Here is an 18,142-nt window from a genome sequence, read left to right on the forward strand (position 1 = left end):
AGGGCCGTTCAGGTCTCGACGACCACAGGTAGCGACAGGATATTGGCGACGCCGCCGTCCACCGGCAGCATGTGGCCGGTGATATAGGCCGATGCGTCGGATGCCAGGAACTGGACCGGGCCGACCATCTCCCTGGGATCGCCGAAGCGATCAAGCGCGATGGCGCTGCGGAAGATTTTCGCCCGTTCCGGATGGCCGACGGTGGGCGCCGCCATGTCGGTGTCGAAGAAGCCGGGCGCGATGGCGTTGCAGGTGACGCCATGGGGCGCCAGGTCCGCCGCGATCGATCGCGTCAGGCCCAGCACCGCATGCTTGCTGGCGACATAGGCGGACAGATTCGGCCGCCCCGTGTCGGAGACATAGGAGGCGAAGTTGACGATCCGCCCCCATTTGCGCGCCACCATGCCCTTCGACAGGTCGCGGCACAGCAGATACATGGACGATACGTTCACATCGAACATATTCTCCCAATGGGCGAGGGTGGATTCGTGAAGCGGCCCCCACCCGCCAATGGCGCCATTGTTGACCAATATGTCGATGGCCGCACTCTCGGCGTTCAGCCTGTCGGTCGCCGCCTGCACCGCGTCGAGATCGGCCAGGTCGAAGGCGATGGTCCGCGCCTGCCCACCCGTGGCGCGTATCTCCTCGGCGGTTTCTTCCAGTTTCGCGCCGTCGCGCGCGGCGAGGACCAGGGATGCTCCGGCTTCCGCCAGTCCCAGCGCGATCGCCTTGCCCAGGCCGCGCGAGGCTCCCGTGACCATCGCCGTGCGTCCCGCGAGCGAGAAAAGCCCCGTCATTTCTATCCTCATCCTTGGCCAAGACTTCGTTCCGATGCAGTCATAGCGCTGGCCGCCACCGGATTTCGATGGCGTCCGGCAAGCCATCATAAGGGCGATGTTCGCCGGCAAAGTCCGACTAAGGCTTGCGCACCCTTCATGCCTGCCCGTTATGCACGGTGCTGAGGATAAGGAGAAAGGCAGCATGGTCGAGGCGCACAACAGTGTGGTGGCGGAAGCCGATTATGTCATCGTCGGCGCCGGATCGGCCGGTTGCGTGCTCGCCAACCGGCTGAGTGCGAACGGTCGCCACAAGGTCGCGTTGCTGGAGGCGGGCGGGGACGATCGTCCATTGCAGAACCTTCTCAATCCCGCGCAGGCGATGAGCACGATGAACATTCACGTGCCCGCCGGCTTCACCAAGATGCTCAAGGACCCGCGTCTCAACTGGAATTACATGACCGAACCCGATCCGGGTTCGGACGGGCGGCAGCATTTCTTCCCGCGCGGCAAGGTTCTGGGCGGCTCCTCCTCCATCAACGGCATCCTCTGGGTGCGCGGCCTGCCGGAAGATTATGACGGTTGGCGGCAAAGGGGGCTGACCGGCTGGGGTTGGGACGAAGCGGAAACCTATTTCCGCCGGATCGAGAATCAGCAGGGCGAAGGCGCCAGCCGCGACCAGCAGGAAGGGCTGCTGAAGATCAGCGACGTGCCGATGCGGCATCCGATGCTGGACATCATGACGAAGGCGTTCGAGGAAGCGGGCGCACCGGTCGCCAACGACCTGAACGGCACCACGAGAGAGGGCGTCGCGCGGGTCCGGCTCAACGCCTATAAGGGCCTGCGGGTATCGGCGGCGGTCGCCTATCTGCACCCGGCGATGAAGCGACCCAATCTCCAGGTCATCATTCATGCCCATGCCACGCGCCTGTTGTTCGAGGGCAGGAAGGCCATCGGCGTCGAATATTGGAAGGGCGGCCGGTTGCGGCAGGTGCGGGCGCGCCGCGAGGTCATCCTCTCGGGCGGAACGATCAATTCGCCCCAGTTGCTGGAACTGTCCGGCATCGGGCAGGGCGAACGGCTGCGGGCGCTGGGCGTCGCTACTCTGGTGGACAGCCCGAATGTCGGCGAGAATCTCCAGGATCATTATGCATCGATGGTCCGCGCTCGCCTCAAGCCCGGTGCCTCAAGCTTCAACGCCATGTCGCGGGGCCTGCCGCTGATCGGACAGATGGTCCGCTTTGCAATGAACCGAAGCGGCCTGCTGGCGCTGGGCGGTTCGAATTTGACGGCGTTTCTCAAATCCGATCCCGCGCTCGACCTGCCCGACCTGCAATTTTTCGCCAGCCCTGCGACGGTGGATTTCGAGGCGCTTGCGAAAAATGGCGCGATGACCATGGAAAAGCTGCCCGGCATGACGGTGGGCGGATATGTGATGCGTCCGCAGTCGAAGGGGTCGATCCATATCAGGAGCGGTGATTTCCACGACGCGCCTTCGATCAAGCCGAATTTCCTTTCCGCCGATGCGGATTGCCGTGCGCAGGTCGGCGGCCTGCGTTGGGCGCGGCGCGTCATGGAAAGCCCGGCGCTGGCGCCCTATTTCGACCATGAGCTTACGCCGGGCGCAGCGTTCCAGAGCGACGAGGAACTGCTGGCCTTTGCCCGGGCGAGCGGATCGACCGGCTATCATCAGACATCCACCTGCGCGATGGGCGTGGGGGCGGACGCGGTCGTTTCCGGCCAGCTCAAGGTCAATGGCGTGGAGGGCCTGCGCGTGGTGGATGCTTCGGTGATGCCGGCGGTCGTCTCAGGCAATACCAATGCCGCCACCATGATGATCGCGGAGAAGGGATCGGACCTCATTCTCGCGGAGGCATGATCGCGAAGGGTTGGGCTGGCGCCAGACCCTACCGCTGCACCTGCTCTCCGAACGACAGCAGCGACTGGTCGGTCGGCAGTGCGGCCCAGATCTGGCGCGCGGCGGTGTCTATGTCCATGACGCCGATGCCCTGTTCCATCTGTTTTCGCATCTGCGAAGCGATGGGATAGTCGCTGTCCGCCATGGCCGCGACATGCCGCGTGAGCGGGGTGTCGACGAAGCCGGGCCGCACCGCGGTAACCCAGACATCATGTCTTTCCCGCATCGCCAATTCCCGGCGCGCCACCCGGACCCACATTTCCAGGGCCGCCTTGCCGGCACAATAGACGGTTTGGCCGATGGTCGGGGATCGCGCGGAGGAGGAGGACATCATGACGAGGCCCGCCTCGCCCGCATAGCCGCTTTGCCCGACCGCGCGCAGGAACATTTCTCCCAGTCGCAATGGAGCGACCATGTTCGCGGTGATGTCGCGGGCATAGTCATCGGGAGGAACTTCCCCCAAGAAGCCGGTCATCCCCTTCATATGCGCGTTCTGGATGAAGATCGCGCGCGAACCCCCAAAGCGCGTCAGACTATCCGTGAAATGGGCGCCGATCCCGTCCCAGCTACCCGGATCGGCCAAGTCGAGAAAGACGCTTTCAAAATCGGGATGCGGCCGTCGCGACAGGTTGACGATGCGGGCGGAGGCATAAGGCACATTGCGCGCGAGACCCAGCCCGATGCCTTCGGTCGCGCCGGAAATCCAGATCAGGCTACCATGCTTCTCATCTACATTTTGCATGCAAGATAAGCAGCATGGCGTGGCTGGACTGTCAAACCGCTTCCCGCCATCATCGCATGGATGATGCTGCGGCCCGCCGTGCTTGCGCCCCATGGGCGTGCGGGCCATGGAAACGCCTAATCACCGAATAGACAGCCGGAGCCGATCCGATGGAACTGCGCCTCGATCCCGATCTCGAAACCTTCCGGAAGGAAGTGCGCGCCTTCATTGACAGGGTATTGCCCGCCGACATGAAGGAACGCCAGCTTCGCAAGGTCGCCAACAACGCCGCCGTGCCCGACCTGCTGGAATGGATGCGTATCCTGAACGCCCATGGCCGGTCCGTCCCGCACTGGCCGGAGGAACATGGCGGCTGCGGCTGGACGCCGATGCAACTCTTCATCTTCAACGAGGAATTGTACAAGGCCGATGCGCCCGAATTCGACTGGGGCGGCACGCATATGCTGGGCCCCGTGCTCTACACTTATGGCTCCGACTATCTGAAGGACAAGTTCCTGCCCATGATCCGCGAAGGCGTGACCATGTGGGCGCAGGGCTTTTCCGAACCGGGGTCGGGTTCCGACCTTGCCTCGCTGCGCACTTCGGCCGAGCTGGTGGGCGACAAATATGTCGTCAACGGCCAGAAGATCTGGACCAGCGGCGCTGCCCATGCCGACTGGGGCTTTTTCTTGGTCCGCACCGACAAGAATGTGAAGCCGCAGCGTGGCATCAGCTTCCTCATCATCAAGATGGACACGCCCGGCATCACCGTGCGCCAGATTCCGCAGATCAATGGCGAAGCCCATCTGTGCGAGGTGTTCCTGGACAATGTCGAGGTGCCCGCCGACCAGTTGATCGGCGAGCCCGGCATGGGTTGGACCTATGCCAAGTTCCTGTTGGAGCATGAGCGCACCACGTCGAGCTTCATCTATTGGAGCAAGCGGGAACTCGCCCGCGCCAAGGACATCGCGCTGGGCGAAAGCGTGGGCGGCCGCCGTGTCGCAGACGATCCCGCCTTCCGCGCCCGCTTCGCCAAGGTGGAGGCCGACCTGCTCGCGCTGGAATGGTCGGTATTGCGCGTGCTGGCGCATGAGGAGTTCGATGCGCCGGAGGCCGCCGCCGCCTCCGTGCTGAAGATCAGGGGCTCGGAATTGCAGCAGGAAATCACCATGTTGCAGGTGGACGCCATGGGCGCCAAGTCGCTGCGCTTCTTCGACGTGGCGCCTGTTCCGCCTCCGGCGCCCACCGATGCCTGGCCCGATTATGCGCCCGGCCGCACCACCGTGGCGCTGATCAACCGGGCAGCGACCATCTATGGCGGGTCGAAGCAGATTCAAAAGAATATTCTGGCCAAGCTCGCCTTCGGCCTTTGAGGGGAAGACAGGGACAATGGATTTCGCGAAGTCCGACATTCAGGCGATGCTTCTGGATAGCGCCGAGCGGTTGCTGTCCGAAAATGCCGACGTCGAATATTGGCGGCATCAGCGGTCGAGCGCGCTGGGTTTCGACGAGGCGCGATGGGCGCAGTTCGCGGAACTGGGCTGGCTCGCCCTGCCGGTGCCGGAGGCGGCGGGCGGCCTGGACGGCACGATAGAGGATATTGCGCTGCTGAACATCGCGCTCGGCAAGGCGCTGGCGACCGAACCTTATGTCAGCACGGTCGTGCTGGCCGATCATGTGCTCAAGCAGGCGGTGGACGAAGCGCGGGCGCTGGAATTGCTGGGAGAGATTGCGGGCGGCACGCTGCGCATCGCGCTTGCCCATCAGGAAAATGGTGCCCATCCGCTCGACGTCGAGGCGGCGGCCACCTTGGCACGCCCCTCCGCGGGCGGCTATCTCCTGTCGGGCGCGAAGATCATGGCGCTCGACGCGCCCAGCGCGGGTCGGTTGATCGTCTCCGCCCGCATCGAGGGGGAGGAAGGCATCGGCCTGTTCCTCATCCCCGCCAACGCGCCCGGCCTTTCCGCCGAATCCTATGTGCTGATCGACGGCACCCGCGCGTCCGACATCGTTTTTGCCGACGTGGCCCTGCCGGCCGACGCATTGCTGGTCGGCGGCAATCGTGGCGCGGCTGTGCTGCGCGAGGCGGTCGACCGCGCCTCGATCGCGCTGATGGCGCAGGCGGTGGGCGCCATGGAGGCCGCGAACAAGGTCTGCGGCGCCTATGTGCAGGAACGCAAGCAGTTCGGCACCGCGATCGGATCCTTCCAGGCGATCCAGCATATCATGGCCGATAATTTCGTCGCGGCCCATCAGGCGCGTTCGATGCTCTATCATGCGCTCGCCAATGCCGATGCTGATGAGGCCACCCGTTCGGCGGCGCTCTCCGCCGCGCGGCTCGTCATCGGAGAGGCCGGGCAGACCGTCTCGCGCAACGGCATCCAGGTCCATGGCGGCTACGGCCTGACCGACGAATATGCGATCGGCCATTATTTCCGCCGCCTGATGTGCATCGAAAAGCAATATGGCGACCTGATCCAGCACGGTGAGCGGTTCGGGGACAGCATCTTCGGCTAGGATGCGCAGGCATGGCTGCCTCTTGCGGATCGCATCCCCCTGTGTCTTTGTGGCGCGATGACGGGAAGGGCCAGGACTGGGGAAGGCGAACGGGGCATCGAGCTATGCCGCGCCGCACTCGAAGCGCATTATGCGGTGCATCGCACCATTCCCTCCATGGCGGGCCTCGCCAGGCTGTGGGACTATGCCAGCAAATCCTCGGCCGCCCGTCGGGTCGATCAATTGATCGAGGCGGGCGTGCTGCTCTGGTCGGCCGACCGGCGGCTCGCTCCCGGCCCTGCCTTTCGCATCCTGCCTGATCTGAAGGCGCAGGTCGGCGAGGTGCCCGGTCAGCATGATCATGGCCCGCACGATCTTGGCCCACACGATCTTGGTCCGCACGATCCCGACCCGCTTCAGGCGGCGCTGGCTGCCTGGGCGACGGATTATGATCCGGTGCTGGTCCGCTCCTATTCCGTCACCACGCGCCTGCTGCGCCTCGCCCGCAGCATGGAGCGGCATATGACCCAGTCCGCCGCGAGGGAAGGATTGACGTCGGGCGACGTGCTCCTGCTGGATGCGCTATATCGCGTCGGCCCGCCCCATCGCATCGCGCCGACCGCACTCAAACATTACTTCCTGATGTCGCTGGCAGGCGTTGCCAAGCGGGTCGACCGGCTGGAGGCGCTGGGCTTCATCCGCCGCGTCCCTAATCCCGAAGACCGGCGCGGCCTGTTCATCGAACTGACGGAGCCGGGCCGGGCAGCGCTCGCCCGGCTGGTCGCGGTTGATCGGGCGGCGCCGCATATCGTCTGGCCCACCGCGCTCAGCGAGCAGCAATATCATGCGATGATCGAATCCCTGACCATTGCGGAGGCGCTGGTGGCGGAATCGAAAAAGAACGATCGTTCTTATTAGAAACCCTAAGAGGGTAAATTATTTCCGGTATCGTTGACTTTCTTGTTCGAATTCGCTTCAAGATAGAAATCTTGGTAAAGCAAATCGAGCGGGAGAGGAATGGATGCGTAGCCGGTCGGAAAATGTGGGGAGCGTTGCTGACCTCTCGACTCGCGTGGATGTGTCGGCCCTCATTCGTACGTCGCAGATGGTCGCGGGCAATTTCGATCCCATCGACCCCGCTCTTGCCGGCCGGGTCGAGCGATTCGTCGGTTGGCTGAATGAACAGCCGCCGCTGCGTCCGGAGCAGAAGGCGGATGTCGAACTGCAATTGCGCAAGCTGCTTGCGACCCGCCTGCGCCTGGCCGCCGACCGCAAGCGCATTCCCGCCATTGCCGAGGAGAGGATCGAGCGGCCGATCTTCGTCATAGGCTTCGGCCGCACCGGCACCACGCTCACCCATTCGCTGCTGGCCGAGGACCCCGGCGCGCGCGCGCCGTTGTGGTGGCATACCCATTCGCCCAGCCCGCCGCCGGGCGAAGTGCCCGCCACGCCCGAGCGCATCGAGCTCACGGCCAGGGAGCTGGACGAGATGCTGATGCAGGCACCCGGCCTGCTCACCCTTCACCCCTATTGGGACAAGCGGGGACATTGCCCGATCGAATGCGAGGAGATATTCACCCTCGACTTCCAGAACGCCTATCCTTCGCTGCTCTACAAGCTGCCCGCGCTGGCGATGATTCTCGATGCCAGCAACATCGCCGACGCCTATCGCTTCCACCGCGAATTCCTCCAGCAGTTGCAATGGCGGCAGCCGACCAAGCACTGGGTGGTGAAGGGCATCTACCACCAGTTCGCGCTGGACGCGCTGTTCGAAGCCTATCCCGACGCGCTGTGCATCTGGACCCATCGCGACCCGGTACAGGTCCATCCTTCGATCATGGCGATCACCGCGGTCCTCTATGGCGGCATCACCAACTGGCAGATGGATTTCCAGGCGCTCGGCCCCGCTTTCGTCGAAAGCATCGCCGCATCGGTGTCCGAGGCGATGGAAAGCCCGCTGGTCGACGATCCGCGTATCTTCCATGTCGATTTCCACGATCTCACCCGCGATCCGGTGGATGTCATACGCCGCGCCTATGGCCATTGGCGGCTCGATTACACGCCGGAATTCGAGGCACGGATGCGGGGCTGGCTTGCCGATCCGGGCAATGCCTCCAACCGCTATGGCCGCTACGACTATGCGCCGGAGCCTTTCGGGCTGAGCCGGGAGATGATCGAGCAGGCGTTCGAGGGTTATTCGCGGCGGTTCAAGCTGGGCCGGTTCGCCTGACCGCTCCGATCCCCGTCCATGGGAGGATGATGATGACCAATCCGATCGCCAATGCGGGGCAATTCGCCGCCGAAGCGGAAGTGCGTGCCATGTGGCAGGAGGCGGCGACCAGGGCGGCGCGCGACCATTGCGCGCAACTCTGGCGGGTCGGTCATGGCAACGATGTGCCGCCGGAGGTGGAGCCGCTGTTCGACGGGGCGATGGACGCCTGGATGAGCAATTATCTGTTCAAGGCTGCGGCCCGCGATCCGGTGCGGCCCCGCTTCGTGCGCAACTTCATGCCGGGCTACAGCTGGAACGGCGCCGCCGTCCCCGACGCGCGCATGGGCGGAGATAATCCCGACAATTGCTATCGCCTCGCGGGCATTGCGCATGGCGGCCGTTATCGCGTCACCGGCCGGATTGTCGACGCTCGCCCGGCGCATGTTTCCTTCACGCTGGTCGAAAATTGGGGCACGTCGATGACCGTGCAGACGGTCGAGTTGCCCGGCATCGAGGTGGCGCCGGACGGCCGCTTCGCGATCACCATCGATGACCAGCCGGCGAACGGACGCCCGAACCATATGACGACCAATCCGCGCGTCAAATTCCTGTTCGTGCGGGATTCGATGATGGATTGGGAGAGGGAGACCCCCCTGGCCTTGGAGATCGAGCGGATCGACGCGCCCGCAGCCCAGCCCCTGTCCTTCGAGGAGCGGCTGGAGGAGGCCCTGCGGCGCGCGCGCGAAGACGTGCCGCTCTATTATTGGTTCTTGCGCCTGTCGGCTGCGCGTGCCGTCAATAGCATGCCGCAACCCATGCGGACGGCGAGCGTCGGTGGACTGGTCACGCAGGCCAGCAGCATCGGGCGGCTGCGTCTGGAGGATGATCAGGCCGCGATCATCCGTTTCGATCCGGCGGGCGCGGCCTATAACAGCCTGCAATTGGCGATGTGGTGGTATCGGTCGGTGGATGCGCATCTTCTGCAAAGCGGCCTTTCCGCGACGCAGGCGGCGCGGGACAGCGACGGAATGATCACCACGGTCGTTTCTGCGCGCGATCCGGGCATTGCCAATTGGGTGCAGACCGACGGCCTGCGCGACCTGTTGCCGATGATCCGTTGGCAGGGACTTCCCGAAAGGCAGCAGGGCGAGGGGCCTGTTCACCGGCTCGACATCGTGCCGTTCGACCGGATCGCAGTGCATCTGCCCGACGGCGTCGAGCGCATGGACGCGCAGGAACGCCAGGCGCGGCTTGACGCGCGCCGCGCAGCCTGGAACCGCAGAACCGGCATATGATCGAAAATATCCGGTGGTCCGGACAAAAGCATCCGATGGTGATCGGTCGGTCAATTGTAGGAGGAAATGGAAGCTTCCGGTAACATGCTGGTTAGATGGCGGAAAAAATGCCATCGGAACTGTGGCGAGAAATCAACGGGGCGTCAAAATCGGCGCGCGGTTTTCCGGAGCCTGCAAGATCGCGTATCTGATGATGCATAATATCCGCTAATCAAGGGTTTGGCACGGCCGGAAATAGCGCTAGCTGGCGATCATTCGTTCGCCGGCCGCAGAGCAGAGCCTATTGGCCGGTTCCATCCAGTCCTTGAGAGGATGCAATGACCTATCGACACTATCTTGCCGCAACTTGCGCGGTCCTGTTCGTATCCGCACCCGCCATCGCCCAGGATGATGTGCGGCCGCAAGCCGATGGCGTGTCGAGTGGCGACATCGTGGTTACGGCGCGCCGCCGTGACGAAGCGCTCCAGGATGTGCCGATCTCCGTGTCCGCCATTTCCGGCGAGCAGCTTGCCCGTTCGGGCGTGACCGACGTCCAGGGTCTGCAATATCGCACGCCGTCGCTGTCGATCACCAGCGCGCAGAGCCAGCGCAACACCGTCGCCTTCTCGCTGCGCGGCCAGCGCACGCAGGAAACCCAGCTGTTCACCGACCCGCCGGTCGGCACCTATTTCGCCGAAGTGGTGCAGCCCCGTCCCTATGGCTTCGGCAACAGCCTGTATGACCTTGAATCGGTTCAGGTCCTGAAGGGCGTGCAAGGCACGCTGTTCGGACGCAACATGACCGGCGGCGCGGTTCTGGTCGAGCCTGCCCATCCCAAGCTGGGCGAATTTTCGGGCGAAATCCGCGGCCAATATGGCAATTACGACATGCACGACCTGTTCGGCATGGTGAACGTGCCGGTCGGGGACAGCGTTGCCCTGCGTTTCGCTGGCAAGACCCGCGAGCGTGACGGCTGGTCGCACGACATCGGCAGCGGTCTGCGCCTCGACAACCAGAATTACGACACGTTCCGCGTGTCGGCACTGGTTTCGCCGGGCAACGGCATCGAATCGCTGACCGTGTTCGACTGGTTCAAGTCGAATGAAAACGGCACCGCGTCCTTCCTGACGTCGACCAAATATCCCTCGGCGCTCAGCAACTATGCGACGCTGGCCGATATTCCGGCCCAGTTCGCCGAAGCGCAGCAGTTGTTCCGCTCGCGCCGCTTCACGCTGAATTCCGGTTCGGGCAACGGCAGCCATCTCGACGTGTTCGGCCGTCCGCGCGAAAGCATCAAGAACTGGGGCATCACCAACAAGACCACCTGGGATCTGGCCGACAACCTGACGCTGAAGAACATCTTCGGTTATCGCAAGCAGCGCCGCGACGTCGTTCAGGACTATGACGGTATTCCCGCCTTCCTGATCGCGCCCTACCAGTTCGCCCGCTCGCGCAATATTTCGGAAGAGTTGCAGCTTCAGGCGAAGATGTTCGAGAACCGTCTCGACCTGATTGCCGGCGGCTATTATTTCGAGGAAAAGGGTCTTGACGGTTCGCTCGCCAATACGCTGCCCCAGCTGAACATCCGGGGCGCAGGCCTTGATCCCTTCTCCACGGACGCCACTCTGTTCGTCACCAGCAATCCGGGCGAAGGCTATTCGCGTACCGCCGCCGCCTTCATCGCGGGCACGTTCAAGGCGACCGATCGCCTGAGCCTGTCGGGCGGTCTTCGCTACAATTACGACAAGCGCAAGATCACCGTCTCGCCGTCGCGGCCCAACCTGCCCAATGGCGACGGCACGTTCGGCGTCTGCTCGTTCGATCCGACCGTCCCGACCGGTTTCAAGACGACTGTCCGCCAGACCGGGCCTTGCGCCTTCACCAACAGCAAGTCGTTCAAGGAATGGACCTACGACGCGACGATCCAGTATGAACCGTCCGCGGAAGTGACCACCTATGCGTCCTATCGCCACGGCTTCCGTGCGGGCGGTTTCTCGACCCGCGCCACCGGTGTCGTCACCCTGTCGCCCTTCCTGCCCGAATTCGTCGATGAATATGAAATCGGCCTGAAGACCAACCACCGCGTCGGCGGGGGCCGGCTGACCACCAGCACCGCTCTCTTCCGCCAGGACGGCAGCGACGTGCAGAAGCAGCGCGCGACCTTCGTCAACGGCAACGTCTTCACCGTCGTCGACAACACCGCCAAGCAGCGCAACGTGGGTGGCGAGTTCGAGGCGAACTTCAGCACCGACACCTTCTCGCTGGCGGCCTTCTACTCCTATACGAAGGTCGACATCCGGTCGGGTCGCGTCACGCTGAACGGGCTGACCGAGTTCGAACAGCGCGGCGTGCCGAAGCACCAGCTGGGCGCGACCGCGACGATCTCGCCGCCGGTCAGCGAAAATCTGGGCGATCTGAACTTCGTCCTGAACTACACCTGGCGCAGCAAGATCTATCTCGACGACTTCGAGATCGAGGGCGTTCAGCCGGCCTATTCGCTGATCAACCTGCGCGCCGAACTCAACAATGTCGGCGGGTCGCGCGCTTCGGTGGCGGCGTTCGTCAACAACGCGCTGAACGAAACCTATCGCATCGGCGTTCTCGGCCTGATGGCCGAAGGGCTGGGCTTCCAGAACAGCGTCTATGGCGAACCGCGCACCTACGGCGTGGAAGTCAGCTTCAAGTTCTGATCGCTGGCAAAGGCTGAAAGCATCAAGGGGGCGCAGATTTCTGCGTCCCCTTTTTCTTGTCCGCAGCACCCTGCCATGGTGCGGAAAATGGTGGAGAGGATGATATGAGTGAGGCTTATCCCGCCGACGCGCTGCCGTTGCCGCTGGAGGTCGGGCAGGTCGACGCCGCATGGCTGACCCGCGCCCTGCGGCAGCGCCTGCCGGGCGTCACCGTTCGGGAATCGGAGGTGGTCGACGTCATCCTGGGCACGTCGACGAAAATCCGCGTGCGCCTGTCCGTTGCGGGGGAGGGTGCCGAGGAGGTTGGCGAAACGCTGATCGTCAAGGGCGGGTTCGAGGAGCACAGCCCGAAGATGGCGGCGATGTACGCCAATGAAACGCGCTTCTACGCCGATATCCAGCCGTTCATCCCCATGCCCTCACCCCGTGCCTATTTCGCGGGGACCGATCCCGCTTCGCATCAGTCGATCGTCATCATGGAGGATCTGAAGCGGCCCGGCGTCGATTTCTGCGACGCGTTGCGCCCGCACGGTTTCGACCAGATTGTGCGCCGCATGGAAACCATGGCGGCCTATCATGCGGCGACCTGGGCTTCAGCACATTTCCAGCCGGGCGGGCGCTGGTCGGACATTGCCAGCCGGTTCGACGGCTGGGGTCTCGACTATATGCGCCGCTACCTCGTCCCCGATGTCTGGGCGCATTATATGGGCTCGCCGCGCGGGGCGGCGGTCTCGACCCGGCTGCACGATCGTGACTGGATGGAACGCGCGCTGACGACGATCGGCGACATCCAGCGCGAACAGCCGCGATGCCTGATCCATGGCGACACGCATCTGGGCAATCTCTACATTTTGGAGGACGGGACGCCCGGCTATTTCGACGCGCAGGTGGCGCAGACCGCCTGGCATCATGAGGTGTCCTACCACATCGTGTGCGCCGCCGACCTGGCCGACCGAAGGGTCTGGGAGCGCGACCTGCTGCTTATCTATCTGGACGCACTGGCGCGGCACGGCGGCCCGGCGCTGGACCGGGAGGCGGCCTGGCTCGACTATCGGCGCTCCATCCTCTGGGGCCTGTTCATCTTCCTGACCAACGAGGTGCGTTTCCAGACGGAGGCGGTCAACACCGCCTATGCCGCCCGTTTCGGGCAGGCGGCGCTGGATCATGATCTGCGCCGGTTGCTGCCATAAAGAGGGGGAGGGGCGCAAAACGCCCCCACCTGTCAGGAGGCGGACCGGCCCGCGTCGATCAGATAGCTGCCGCCCGTGATGTGCGGCGCTTCGTCGGAGGCAAGGAAGGCGACGAGCGCGGCCACCTCCTCCGGTTCCACCAGTTCGCCCTGTGGGGAACGGGACACCAGCATGTCGATCATCTCCTGCGGCTTGCCCGCGAGGATGTCGGTGTTGGTGGTGCCGGGGCACACGGCGTTCACGCGAATATTGTCCTTCGCATAATCGACCGCCGCCGCGCGCGTCATCATCAGCGCCGCGCCCTTCGACGTGATATAGGGGCTGGACATGGCAGTGGCGCGATAGCTGCCGATCGAGGCCATGTTGACGATGGAGCCGCCGCCCTGGCGCAGCATGTGGGGGATGATGGCGCGCTGCATCAGGAACATGCCGCGCACATTGACCGAAATCACCTTGTCCCAGTTCTCGATGGGCTGTTCGTGCAGGCGAAGCCGGGCGGGATTGCCGATGCCGGCATTGTTGACCAGCACATGGATGGCGCCCCAGCGGGCGATCACCTCCGCCACGGCGGCGTCGATGCTGTCGGGTTCCGAAACGTCGCAGGCGATGGCGACGATATCGCCCATCGCCTCCGCCACGGCGGCCGTCAGTTTCGCGACGTCGCGGTCCAGCGCGGCGATCTGCGCGCCCTCACTTGCCAGTCGGATCATGCACGCCTTGCCGATGCCCGCCGCTGCGCCGGTGATGACGGCGACCTTGCCCGCGAAACGGCCGGTCATGCGGCCTGTTCCTGCATGAAGGTGTCGATTCTGGCGTTGAGCTTGTCGACCAGCGCCCGATCGGACAGTTCCACATAATAGCCGAGCTGCTCCACCGTATCGAGGTGGATCACCGCCGCGTCGCCATTGGGCATTTTGGCGCCCCAGCTTTCGAACACGCAATCGACGCCATCGGGCCGCTGCGACAGGTCGTCGACCGCATAGCCGAGATGGAAAATACCTTCACCGCGCGTGTCCAGCCATTCCCTTGCATTCCCCTGGCCGACCACCGGCTCGATCATCTCCAGATAGACGTCGCCCCATTTGGTGAAGGCGTTCTTATTGGCGAAGCGCCCGCGCCAGTCGCGGTAGCGCCCTTCATAATCGGTATCGAGCCGCCAGAAAGGCCCAAGGCCCAGCAGATTGCGATAATGCGCCATGCCTGCATCGATGTCGCGCACGACGACGCCGATCTGATAGAAGTCGCCCTTGAATTTCATGGCCATGCTCTTTTCCGTTTTCGTTACTTCGATCAGCCGGCGGATCGGGCCTTCGCCTGATCGCGCAGCAGGAATTTCTGGATTTTCCCCAGTGGCGTGCGCGGAAAGTCATCCACCAGGAACAAGTGGCGCGGCACCTTGTAATTCGCCATCTGCTCCCGGCTCCAGGCGGTCAGGTCCGCCAGCGTCAGCGCCGCGCCTTCCTTCAGGATGACGCAAGCGGCGCAGACCTCTCCCATGCGATCGTCGGGCCAGCCGATGATGCACACATCGGCGATGGCGGGATGTTTGCGCAGGATATTCTCGATCTCCGCCGGATAGGCGTTGAATCCGCCGACGATGACGACATCCTTGAGGCGGTCGAGAATGCGGAGCGTGCCGTCCTCGCCAATGCACCCGACATCGCCGCTATGAAGCCAGCCATCCGCGTCGATCGTCGCCGCGGTCTGCTCCGTCTCCTCGAAATAGCCCTGCATGACCACCGGCCCGCGAATCAGCAGTTCGCCGCTTTCTCCGGGAGGCAGCGGATTGCCGTCCGTATCGACGATGCGCAGTTCGACGCCGGGCAAAGGCTTGCCGACCGTCCTCGCAATGGTTTCGAAGCTGGCATCGGGATAGTTGACTGTGGCCAGCGCCGTGCATTCGGTCTGGCCGAAGCTGGTCAGGAACAGGTCGAACCCGAATATTTCCCGCCCGGCGCGGATCAGCTCCACCGGAACATTGGATGCGCCCGTATGCCCGACCCGCAGGGACGAGATGTCGAACGCGCCGAAACGCGGATGCTCCATCAGCGAGAAGAAGATGGTCGGCGGTCCCATCAGGACGCTGATCTTCTCGTGTTCGATCAGCCCCAGCAGCGCTTCGGCATCGAATGTCGCCAGCGGATAGACGGTGATCCCCGCGACCAGCGCGGAAATCCAGCCCGACCGGTAACCGAAGCTGTGGAAGAAGGGATTGACGATGGCCATGCGGTCGCCGGCCCGCAGGTCGTTGGATTCGTTCCAGATGGCCGGCACCCACAGCGCCTGCCCATGATTGTGCATCGCGCCCTTCGGCTGCCCGGTGGTGCCGCTGGTGAAAAGAATGTCGGCGATGGTCTGAGGCGTCACGGCCGCGATCCGCGCCGCCAGCGTGGCCTCTTCCGCCTGTTCGCGCTGGAAGGCGGCGAAGGCAGGCCCGTCCAGCGCCACGATATGGCTCAACCCCGGCAGGTCGCGCACCGGCCCGGTTTCGCCCGCGCCGCCGCCCGCCTGAACCAGCATGGCGGCATAGTCATTGCCCAGAAACCCCGTCACGGTGAACAGGATCTTGGCGCGCGTCTTCGCCAATATGTAGAGCGCTTCCCCACCCTTGAAGCGGGTGTTGACCGGCACCATGATCGCGCCGATGCTTTCCGCCGCCGCCGCCGCGATCATCCATTCCGGGCTGTTGGGCGCCCAGATCGCCACCCGCTCGCCATGGGCGACGCCATGGGCGATCAGGGCGCGGGCAAGACCGTCCACCCGCTCCTTATATTGCGCGAAGCTGATCCGCGCTCCGTCCTCGCCCATGATGAACGGCGTGCTGCCATAGCGTGCCGCGACATGCGCGATGACTTCCGGCAATGTGTGTTCCAGCGTTTTCGGCAGGTCGGAAAAATGCGGATTCGCCATGGTCGTCGCGCCGGTCACAACAGCCCCTTTTCCTCGGCCGTCTGCACGTCCGGGGACACGCCCGCTTCCCGCATCGCCTCGATGACCGCGGTGGTGGCGGAGGCGATACAGGGAAAGCCGACATAGGGCGTAAGCTGCACCAGCAATCCCTCCAGCTCTTGCGCCGTCAGTCCGTTGGCGATGCCGATCTTGACGTGGTTCTTCAGTTCCAGCGACTGCCGCGTGGCGATCAGCGCGGATATGACGGCCATGCTCTTTTCCCTGGGCGCCAGGCCCTGATGCTGCCAGGCGTCGTGAAAGGCCCAACTTGCCGCCATGCGCGGAATGGGCGAGCCGAAACGATCAGCGGTGCAGGCTTCCCGGAAGGCGTTGCCGAACCCTTCGCCCATGATGCCGCTGATGAAGTCGACGCCCGATTTCTGTTTCTCGTCCAGCTCAGCCATCCGTTGCCTCCATGCGTTTTGATTGCCTGGCCTATGGGTGGCGGCGTGCCCGCGTCAATAACGCCGCCGCCGCCATCGGACGGTAACACACACTGATCGGCCATCTGATGGCATCGCCATCCCATCGTCTATGTGATGGCAGGGCTGGACCGATATTCGCGACATGCGGCCATGCCTATATAGGTTTCGACACTTACAGGTTTCGACACTGGGCGCCCGGATTTGATGACGGCGCGATCCAGATCATATCGAATAACGTCATGGTTTTGGGGAAGGAACATCATGTCTGCACAAATCGAGGCGGCGGAAACTTCGCCTGTCTATTCAGGTCCGATCTTCGATGCCGATACGCATTTCTGGGAAACGGATGAGGCGTGGACGAAATATCTGCCCCAAGACGCCGCCGAACGATATGGCATCACTTTCAAGACCGGGCCGGATGGCGACTTCGCCATGTATGTGGGGCCGCGCAAGGTGGAGATCAGCGCCGACCATCTGTTCGAGGATGGCCGCGTTCCCGCGCCCGGCAAGCTGCATGAATGGCTGCGCGCCATGAAGGAGGGCAAGGCCGAGATTGACATGCATGTGCCCAAGACCCCGGCCATGGTCGAGCCGGGGGAACGGGTCAAGCTGCTCGATGCCTGGGATGTGCGTTCGTCCATCCTCTTCGTCGGCAACATGATCACGGCCATCAGTTTCCTGGACGACCCGCGTTACGCCTACCCGATATTGAACGCCTATAATGGTTGGATGTACGACCAGTGGAAGTATAATTACAACGACCGCATCTATTCCTGCCCGATCATGACCCTCGACAATGTAGAGGAGGCTTGCAAGGCGCTGAAGGAAGTCATCACCAAGGGCGCGAAGCTCATCCTGATGCCCATGGGCCCCTATAACGGCAAGGCGCCCGCGCATCCCGACCATGATCCCTTCTGGGCCATCGCCAATGAAGCCGGCATCCGCGTCGTCTTCCATGTCTCCGAAGCCATCTACATGAAGGATCATATGGCGCTGTGGGGGGAGGGGATGCAGCAATCGCGCATCCGGCAGTCCGCCTTCGTATGGATGCACGGCTATTCGGAACGGCCGGTGATCGAGACGCTGTCGAGCTTCATCTTCTGGAATTTCTTCGAACGCTTTCCAAACGTGAAGCTGCTGTCGGCCGAAAATGGCGCCGAATGGGTGCCGTCCATGCTGGTGAAGATGGACAAGTGCCGGGGCATCGCGAAGAACGGCCATTGGCCCGCCGGGCAGTTGAAGGACCGGCCGAGCGCCATCTTCGCCCGGCACGTGTCCGTCGTCGCCTATCCGGAGGACGATCTGAAATCCATCGTCGATCAGGTCGGCAATGCCGATTGGGTCTTGATGGGATCGGACTATCCCCATGCGGAGGGCGTCGCGGAACCACGCCTGTTCGCGGAGGAAGCGTGCCGGGACTTGTCGGCATCGGATGTCCGCAAGGTCATGTATGAAAACGGCATGCGCTTCATGGGCCTGCCGGTCTGAACC

15 protein-coding genes are annotated in these 18,142 nt (G+C 63.5%); 9 read left to right on the forward strand and 6 right to left on the reverse strand.

The genetic code is table 11. The features are described 5' to 3' along the window. Positions 1–8 precede the first annotated feature (8 nt). Positions 9–797 carry a glucose 1-dehydrogenase gene (locus CAF53_RS17640; RefSeq protein ID WP_046763860.1) on the reverse strand — a complete coding sequence of 263 codons (789 nt, stop codon included), beginning with the start codon at positions 795–797 and terminating at the stop codon, positions 9–11. A 184-nt stretch (positions 798–981) separates the two neighbouring features. Here CAF53_RS17640 and CAF53_RS17645 point away from each other — a divergent pair, with 184 nt between their 5' ends. Further along, positions 982–2,655 carry a GMC family oxidoreductase N-terminal domain-containing protein gene (locus tag CAF53_RS17645; RefSeq protein ID WP_100239042.1) on the forward strand — a complete coding sequence of 558 codons (1,674 nt, stop codon included), beginning with the start codon at positions 982–984 and terminating at the stop codon, positions 2,653–2,655. Between the two features lie 28 nt (positions 2,656–2,683). Here CAF53_RS17645 and CAF53_RS17650 read toward each other — a convergent pair whose 3' ends face one another. Beyond that, complete coding sequence (locus CAF53_RS17650) at positions 2,684–3,436, reverse strand: SDR family NAD(P)-dependent oxidoreductase (RefSeq protein WP_100239043.1); 753 nt, start codon at positions 3,434–3,436, stop codon at positions 2,684–2,686. A 149-nt stretch (positions 3,437–3,585) separates the two neighbouring features. Here CAF53_RS17650 and CAF53_RS17655 point away from each other — a divergent pair, with 149 nt between their 5' ends. From CAF53_RS17655 to CAF53_RS17685, 7 genes are all read left to right on the forward strand, one after another. After that, entirely contained in the window at positions 3,586–4,788 is a 1,203-nt protein-coding gene (locus CAF53_RS17655; RefSeq protein WP_046763863.1) for an acyl-CoA dehydrogenase family protein, read from the forward strand. Positions 4,789–4,804: 16 nt separating this feature from the next. Continuing rightward, positions 4,805–5,932: an acyl-CoA dehydrogenase family protein gene (locus tag CAF53_RS17660; RefSeq protein ID WP_100239044.1), complete on the forward strand. Its 1,128-nt coding sequence runs from the start codon at positions 4,805–4,807 to the stop codon at positions 5,930–5,932. Between the two features lie 57 nt (positions 5,933–5,989). After that, positions 5,990–6,829: a MarR family transcriptional regulator gene (locus CAF53_RS17665; protein ID WP_242443506.1), complete on the forward strand. Its 840-nt coding sequence runs from the start codon at positions 5,990–5,992 to the stop codon at positions 6,827–6,829. 103 nt (positions 6,830–6,932) lie between these two features. Next, positions 6,933–8,141, forward strand: a complete 1,209-nt coding sequence (locus CAF53_RS17670) for a sulfotransferase (RefSeq protein WP_046763866.1) — start codon at positions 6,933–6,935, stop codon at positions 8,139–8,141. A 29-nt stretch (positions 8,142–8,170) separates the two neighbouring features. Next, on the forward strand, positions 8,171–9,418 hold the full coding sequence (locus CAF53_RS17675; RefSeq protein WP_242443507.1) for a hypothetical protein: 1,248 nt from the start codon (positions 8,171–8,173) through the stop codon (positions 9,416–9,418). Positions 9,419–9,735: 317 nt separating this feature from the next. Then, the gene (locus CAF53_RS17680) at positions 9,736–12,087 is read left to right on the forward strand and encodes a TonB-dependent receptor (RefSeq protein ID WP_046763867.1); all 2,352 of its coding nucleotides are present in this window, start codon (positions 9,736–9,738) and stop codon (positions 12,085–12,087) included. A gap of 104 nt (positions 12,088–12,191) precedes the next feature. Next, positions 12,192–13,277 (forward strand): hypothetical protein, encoded by a 1,086-nt coding sequence (locus CAF53_RS17685; protein WP_100239045.1) that lies wholly within the window; start codon positions 12,192–12,194, stop codon positions 13,275–13,277. Positions 13,278–13,309: 32 nt separating this feature from the next. Here the strand turns inward: CAF53_RS17685 and CAF53_RS17690 are convergent, their stop codons facing one another. From CAF53_RS17690 to CAF53_RS17705, 4 genes are read right to left on the reverse strand one after another with little or no spacing between them, the layout of a single operon-like run. Next, positions 13,310–14,056 (reverse strand): SDR family oxidoreductase, encoded by a 747-nt coding sequence (locus tag CAF53_RS17690; protein WP_100239046.1) that lies wholly within the window; start codon positions 14,054–14,056, stop codon positions 13,310–13,312. Then, on the reverse strand, positions 14,053–14,541 hold the full coding sequence (locus CAF53_RS17695) for a VOC family protein (RefSeq protein ID WP_242443508.1): 489 nt from the start codon (positions 14,539–14,541) through the stop codon (positions 14,053–14,055). The genes CAF53_RS17690 and CAF53_RS17695 overlap by 4 nt, the downstream gene beginning before the upstream one ends. 26 nt (positions 14,542–14,567) lie before the next feature. Further along, complete coding sequence (locus CAF53_RS17700) at positions 14,568–16,205, reverse strand: AMP-binding protein (RefSeq protein ID WP_100239047.1); 1,638 nt, start codon at positions 16,203–16,205, stop codon at positions 14,568–14,570. Then, positions 16,202–16,630, reverse strand: a complete 429-nt coding sequence (locus CAF53_RS17705) for a carboxymuconolactone decarboxylase family protein (RefSeq protein WP_100239048.1) — start codon at positions 16,628–16,630, stop codon at positions 16,202–16,204. Before CAF53_RS17705 ends, CAF53_RS17700 begins: the two co-directional genes overlap by 4 nt. Before the next feature lie 282 nt (positions 16,631–16,912). Between CAF53_RS17705 and CAF53_RS17710 the strand changes: the two genes are divergently transcribed. Then, positions 16,913–18,139 carry an amidohydrolase family protein gene (locus CAF53_RS17710; RefSeq protein ID WP_100239049.1) on the forward strand — a complete coding sequence of 409 codons (1,227 nt, stop codon included), beginning with the start codon at positions 16,913–16,915 and terminating at the stop codon, positions 18,137–18,139. Positions 18,140–18,142 lie beyond the last annotated feature (3 nt).

Origin of the sequence: Sphingobium sp. LB126 (assembly GCF_002795205.1) — a bacterium.
In the GTDB taxonomy this organism is placed as follows: Bacteria; Pseudomonadota; Alphaproteobacteria; order Sphingomonadales; family Sphingomonadaceae; genus Sphingobium; species Sphingobium chungbukense.

Bases quoted from the DNA above. Each gene is read 5' to 3' on its own strand.
- CAF53_RS17650 (WP_100239043.1), bottom strand. From the start codon at position 3,436: ATGCAAAATGTAGATGAGAAGCATGGTAGCCTGATCTGGATTTCCGGC.
- CAF53_RS17645 (WP_100239042.1), top strand. From the start codon at position 982: ATGGTCGAGGCGCACAACAGTGTGGTGGCGGAAGCCGATTATGTCATC.
- CAF53_RS17685 (WP_100239045.1), top strand. From the start codon at position 12,192: ATGAGTGAGGCTTATCCCGCCGACGCGCTGCCGTTGCCGCTGGAGGTC.
- CAF53_RS17695 (WP_242443508.1), bottom strand. From the start codon at position 14,541: ATGGCCATGAAATTCAAGGGCGACTTCTATCAGATCGGCGTCGTCGTG.
- CAF53_RS17690 (WP_100239046.1), bottom strand. From the start codon at position 14,056: ATGACCGGCCGTTTCGCGGGCAAGGTCGCCGTCATCACCGGCGCAGCG.
- CAF53_RS17665 (WP_242443506.1), top strand. From the start codon at position 5,990: ATGACGGGAAGGGCCAGGACTGGGGAAGGCGAACGGGGCATCGAGCTA.
- CAF53_RS17670 (WP_046763866.1), top strand. From the start codon at position 6,933: ATGCGTAGCCGGTCGGAAAATGTGGGGAGCGTTGCTGACCTCTCGACT.
- CAF53_RS17660 (WP_100239044.1), top strand. From the start codon at position 4,805: ATGGATTTCGCGAAGTCCGACATTCAGGCGATGCTTCTGGATAGCGCC.
- CAF53_RS17640 (WP_046763860.1), bottom strand. From the start codon at position 797: ATGACGGGGCTTTTCTCGCTCGCGGGACGCACGGCGATGGTCACGGGA.
- CAF53_RS17655 (WP_046763863.1), top strand. From the start codon at position 3,586: ATGGAACTGCGCCTCGATCCCGATCTCGAAACCTTCCGGAAGGAAGTG.
- CAF53_RS17680 (WP_046763867.1), top strand. From the start codon at position 9,736: ATGACCTATCGACACTATCTTGCCGCAACTTGCGCGGTCCTGTTCGTA.
- CAF53_RS17705 (WP_100239048.1), bottom strand. From the start codon at position 16,630: ATGGCTGAGCTGGACGAGAAACAGAAATCGGGCGTCGACTTCATCAGC.
- CAF53_RS17710 (WP_100239049.1), top strand. From the start codon at position 16,913: ATGTCTGCACAAATCGAGGCGGCGGAAACTTCGCCTGTCTATTCAGGT.
- CAF53_RS17675 (WP_242443507.1), top strand. From the start codon at position 8,171: ATGATGACCAATCCGATCGCCAATGCGGGGCAATTCGCCGCCGAAGCG.